This is a genomic window from Micrococcus sp. MS-ASIII-49, assembly GCF_000946635.1.
Lineage (GTDB): Bacteria > Actinomycetota > Actinomycetes > Actinomycetales > Micrococcaceae > Micrococcus > Micrococcus luteus.
Genome location: NZ_JXSP01000073.1, coordinates 1 through 4390, shown reverse-complemented (window position 1 = coordinate 4390; position 4390 = coordinate 1). Strand labels below are relative to the sequence as shown.

The following is a 4390-nucleotide window of genomic DNA, read 5'->3' as shown; positions in this document are numbered from 1 at the left end:
AGGCGCGCGTCCTCGCCCTCCAACGGCTGATCCTGGCGCGCCTTCTTCCACCACGCGTCGAAGTGCCGCTCGGAGACGACGTTTCCCGGGATCCGCGCGTCGTAGAAGGCGAACAGGTCCTCGTCCCCGATCCGCAGGTCGCGGCGGCGCAGGCGCGTCTCGAGGGCGTCGACCTCCTCGAGCGCGGCGCGGTTGCGGGCGAAGAACCGGTGGCGCGTGCGCCAGTCGCCCTCCACGAGGGCGTGCCGGATGAACAGCTCGCGGGAGAGCTCCGGGTCGATGCGGCCGTACCGGACCGAGCGGTCCGGGATCAGGGTGACGCCGAACAGCGTCACCTTCTCGCGCGCGACGACGGAGCCCGCCCGCCGCGACCAGTGCGGCTCGTTGTAGGCCCGCTTGACGAGGTGGCCGGCGACCTCCTCGGCCCACTCCGGCTCGATCCGGGCCACCGTGCGCGCCCACAGCCGTGAGGTCTCCACGAGCTCGGCGGCCATGACGAACGGGTGGCGCTTCTTGAACAGGGCGGAGCCGGGGAACACGGCGAAGCGGGTGCCGCGGGCGCCCGCGTACTCGCGACGGCGCTCGTCGTAGGCGCCGATCTGCGCGAGCAGGCCGGTGAGCAGGGACTTGTGCACCGCCTCGTGCCGGCCCACCGGGTCCACGGGTCCGGCCTCGACGGTGAGGCCCACGTCCTTGGCGAGCTGGCGCAGCTGGCGCACCAGGTCCTGCCACTCCTGCACGCGCAGCCAGTTGATGTGCTCACGGCGGCACAGCTTCCGGAACTGGGAGCCGGAGAGCTCCTTCTGCCGCTCGTGCAGGTAGGCCCAGAGGTTCAGGATCGCGGAGAAGTCCGAGTTCTCGTCCGCGAACCGGCGGTGCAGCTCGTCCGCGGCCTCGCGCTGCTCCGTGGGGCGCTCGCGGGGGTCCTGGATGGTCAGGGCCGCGGCGATCACCATGACCTCCCGGACGCAGCCGCGTTCACCGGCCTCGAGGATCATGCGGCCCAGCCGCGGGTCAACGGGCAGACGGGCCAGGCGGCGTCCGACCCGGGTGATGGTGCCGGCGCGGGCGCCGCCGGCCTCGAGCGCGCCGAGCTCGGTGAGCGTGGTGGCGCCGTCGGTGACCTGTCGGCCGTCCGGGGGCTGGACGAAGGGGAACTCCTTGACGTCGCCCGGGGTGCGGGCCACACCGAGGGACAGCATCTGCAGGATCACCGAGGCCAGGGAGGTGCGCAGGATCTCCGGGTCCGTGAACTCGGGGCGGGAGAGGTAGTCCTCCTCCGAGTACAGGCGGATCGCGATGCCGTCCGAGGTGCGGCCGGACCGGCCCGCGCGCTGGTTCGCGCTGGCCTGGGAGACACGCTCGATCGGCAGGCGCTGCACCTTGGTGCGGTGCGAGTACCGCGAGATGCGCGCGGTGCCCGTGTCGATCACGTACTTGATGCCCGGCACGGTCAGGGAGGTCTCGGCGACGTTCGTGGCCAGCACGATCCGCCGGCGCACCCCGGCCCCGGCGCGGCCGAACACGCGGTGCTGCTCCGCCATGGACAGGCGGCCGAACAGCGGCAGGATCTCCGTGCCGGCCAGGCGCGTGGTGCCGGCGACGACGCCGGTCAGGTGGTCCGCGGCCTCGCGGATCTCCCGCTCGCCCGGCAGGAACACGAGGATGTCACCCGGCGGCTCGGCGGCCAGCTCGAGGACGGCGTCGCCGATCGCGTCGAGGGGGTCGCGGGTCTCGGCGGCGTCGTCCGCATCGTCCTCGGGGTCGTCGGGGGAGGGCTCGTCGGTCAGCGGCCGGTAGCGGATCTCGACGGGGTAGGTGCGCCCCGAGACCTCGATGATCGGCGCCGGGACCACGCGGCCGCCGTCGTCGGCCTCCACCGCGTCCGCATGGTCCTCGCCCGCGGCCAGCGGCCGGCCGAAGTGCCGGGCGAAGCGCTCCGGGTCGATGGTGGCCGAGGTGATGATCACCTTCAGGTCCGGGCGCTGGGGCAGCAGGTTGCGCAGGTAGCCCAGGAGGAAGTCGATGTTGAGGCTGCGCTCGTGGGCCTCGTCCACGATGATCACGGAGTAGCGGCGCAGCTGCGGGTCGTGGGGGATCTCGGCCAGCAGGATGCCGTCCGTCATGACCTTGACCCGGGTGGCCTTCGAGGTCTGCGTCGTGAAGCGGACCTGGTAGCCGACCGTCTGCCCGATCTCCTCGCCCAGCTCCTGCGCGATGCGCTCGGCCACCGAGCGGGCGGCGATGCGCCGGGGCTGGGTGTGGCCGATCGAGCCGGCCTCCCCGAGCCCGAGGGCCAGGCACATCTTCGGCAGCTGCGTGGTCTTGCCCGAGCCGGTCTCGCCCGCGACGATCACCACCTGGTGGTCGCGGATCGCGGCCATGATCTCCTCACGGCGCTCCGCCACCGGCAGGTGTTCGGGGAACGTGATCGCGACGGCGTCGTGGGGCGTCGCCGACGGCTGCGCGGCGGGCGTGGAGGGCGGGGGAGTCTGCGTCATGACGGCCTCCATCCTAGGCGCGCGGGGGCCCGGGCCGACCCGGACGGGGCGAATCCGGGACGGACCTGGGACTGGGGCTGAGAGTCCGGATGTGATTCTCTGGAGCCCATGGACACGAACACCGTCTTCCTGTTGGCGGCGATCGGCCTCTATTTCCTCGCGATGATCGCGATCGGCCTGTACGCCTCCCGCAAGAACACCGACCTCGACGACTACATGCTCGCAGGACGCGACATGAAGCCGTCCGTCGCGGCGCTCTCCGCGGGTGCGTCCGACATGTCCGGCTGGCTCCTGATGGGCCTGCCCGGCGCGATCTACGCCGCGGGCCTGGTCGAGGGCTGGATGGCGGTCGGCCTGACCGTGGGCGCGTGGGTGAACTGGCGCGTGGTCGCCCCCCGCCTGCGCTCCTACACCGAGGTGGCCGGGAACTCGATCACGATCCCGTCCTTCCTCGAGAACCGATTCAAGGACCGCACGCACATCCTGCGGATCGTGGCCGGCCTGATCATCCTCGTGTTCTTCACCTTCTACGTGTCCTCGGGCATGGTGGCCGGCGGCAAGTTCGTCGAGTCCACCTTCGGCCCCGACTCCTTCTACGCCCAGGGCATCAGCATCAACTACCTCACCGGCATGCTCGTGGTCGCGGGCATCACGGTGCTCTACACCCTGTTCGGCGGCTTCCTCGGCGCCTCGCTGACGGACGTGGCCCAGGGCATCCTCATGTTCCTCTCCCTGCTGGCCGTCCCCATCGTCGTGATCCTGACCATGGGCGGCTGGGACGCCGTCGTCGAGGGCATCCGCGCCGCCGACGCCGCCGGCGGCGGAGTGAACCACTTCTCGATGTTCGAGAACGCAACGCTGATCGGCGTCCTGTCCTCCCTCGCCTGGGGCCTGGGCTACTTCGGCCAGCCGCACATCATCGTCCGCTTCATGGCCCTGCGCACCCCGCACGACGCGGCCGTCGCCCGGCGCGTCGGCATCGGCTGGATGGCGCTGTCCGTGTTCGGTGCCGTGATGGTGGCCCTCGTGGGCATCGCCTACTTCCAGGCCAACCCCGGCACCACGCTCGAGGACCCGGAGACCGTGTTCCTGGTGCTGGCCTCGATCATGTTCCACCCGTTCGTGGCCGGCCTGGTGCTGGCCGCCGTCCTCGCCGCGATCATGTCCACGCTCTCCTCGCAGCTGATCGTGTGCTCCTCCGCCCTGGTGGAGGACCTCTACATGCTGCGCGGGCGCACCGGTTCCCCGACGTTCACCCTGTGGCTCGGCCGCATCGGCGTGCTGGTGGTGGCGCTCGTGGCGGGGCTGCTCGCCCTCGACCCGGACTCCTCCGTGCTCGAGCTCGTCTCCTTCGCGTGGGCCGGCTTCGGCGCCGCCTTCGGCCCCGTGATCCTGCTCGCCCTGTACTGGCCGCGGTTCACCTCGTGGGGGGCGATGGCCGCCATGGTCACCGGCGCCGCCGTCGCCTGGGTGTGGTCCGAGGCCAGTGCCGAGACGTGGGAGTGGTTCGGCCTGTACGAGCTGCTGCCGGGCTTCGTCGCCGCCTTCGTGGTGGGTGTGGTGGTGTCCCTCGTGACCCAGCGCTCGCGCCGGGTGCAGCGGCGGATCGACGCCGAGTTCACCGGCGCGATCGACATCGTGGCCGGCCGCGAGCCGCACCCGGACGTGGCCCCGGCCGCCATGACGCGCGACGCCGCCGGGGGCTCGACCGCAGCCGCCACGGATCCGCGCGCGCAGGCGTGAGGCTCTTCCTCGCGATCCGTCCGCCGAGGGCCGTGCTCGACCACCTCGAGCCGGCCCTCGACGGCGTCCGGGACCGGGCCGGGGGTCTGCCACCGCACGCTCTGGGTGGGCGGGCCCCGACGAACAGAGTGGTCACGACGTGCCGT

General features: G+C 72.0%; 2 protein-coding genes. One reads left to right on the top strand and one right to left on the bottom strand.

Features of this window, described 5'->3' with window-relative positions:
• On the bottom strand, positions 1–2501 hold a 2501-nt coding region (gene hrpA, locus SJ20_RS05590), incomplete at its 3' end, for an ATP-dependent RNA helicase HrpA (RefSeq protein WP_044659223.1).
• 108 nt (positions 2502–2609) lie between these two features.
• Between hrpA and putP the strand changes: the two genes are divergently transcribed.
• Positions 2610–4244, top strand: a complete 1635-nt coding sequence (gene putP, locus SJ20_RS05585) for a sodium/proline symporter PutP (RefSeq protein WP_044659222.1) — start codon at positions 2610–2612, stop codon at positions 4242–4244.
• Positions 4245–4390 lie beyond the last annotated feature (146 nt).